1 protein-coding gene is annotated in these 823 nt (G+C 71.1%); it reads right to left on the bottom strand.

Features of this window, described 5'->3' with window-relative positions:
- Positions 1–17: 17 nt before the first annotated feature.
- Entirely contained in the window at positions 18–806 is a 789-nt protein-coding gene (locus VI08_RS20585) for a M23 family metallopeptidase (protein WP_045831519.1), read from the bottom strand.
- Between the last annotated feature and the right edge of the window lie 17 nt (positions 807–823).

The raw sequence follows: 823 nt of genomic DNA, 5'->3' as shown, positions 1-823 counted from the left end.
GCCCACGGAGTGGGCTCCTACGGGGCCTGGATCCCCGGCAGCAACAGCGGATCCAGCCGCACCCCAAACCAGTTGAAGCCCCAGTGCACGTGCGGCCCGGTCGCGCGCCCGGTCTTGCCCGCCGCACCGATGACCTGGCCTTGCTGCACGCGCTGGCCCACCTTCACGTCGATGCGCGACAGGTGCAGGAAGTTCGATGACAGGCCGAAGCCGTGGTCGAGCAACACCGTGCCGCCGGTGAGGTAGAGGTCCGGATTGGCGAACGTGACCACGCCCGCCGCGGGTGCCTTCACCGGCGTGCCTTCGGGCACGGCGATATCCATGCCGGAATGCGGCGCCTTGGGGTCGCCGTTGTAGATGCGCTGGTTACCGAAGCGGCCACTGATGCGGCCGGTGACGGGCCAGGTGAAGCCGTGGTTGAAATCCTCGCGGGCGTCGTCGCGGTTGCGCGCGGCGACGACGAGGGCCTGCTCGCGTTCGATGCGCGCGGCGATGGCCGGCGGCGGGTTCACCGTCTTCGGCGGCACGCCTTCCACACGCTCGATGGGCCAGTCGCGCGGCGTCACCGCCACGCTATAGGCGCGGCCCGCCACGTCGATCTTCAGCGGGCCTTGCTCATCACGGCCCGCGCCGAACACGAAGACCCCATCGGCGCCCACGCGCACGGGCTTGCCATTGACGCGCACGGCGCTGCCGGGTGGGGCGTGGGCGATGGCCAGGGCGCCTTGGCTCATCGTGCTGGGGATATCGACGGGGGAGGTGGCATGTGCGGTGGTTGCCCAGACGAGTGCGCCCGCCAGGGCCATCGCGCGCGAGCGCGCTC

The organism is Luteibacter yeojuensis (assembly GCF_000964085.1).
In the GTDB taxonomy this organism is placed as follows: domain Bacteria; phylum Pseudomonadota; class Gammaproteobacteria; order Xanthomonadales; family Rhodanobacteraceae; genus Luteibacter; species Luteibacter yeojuensis_A.
This window is presented reverse-complemented; position numbering and strand designations above follow the sequence as displayed.

What these genes read in the sequence shown, in the direction of transcription:
- VI08_RS20585 (WP_045831519.1), bottom strand. Translation starts at nt 806, where the DNA reads ATGGCCCTGGCGGGCGCACTCGTCTGGGCAACCACCGCACATGCCACC.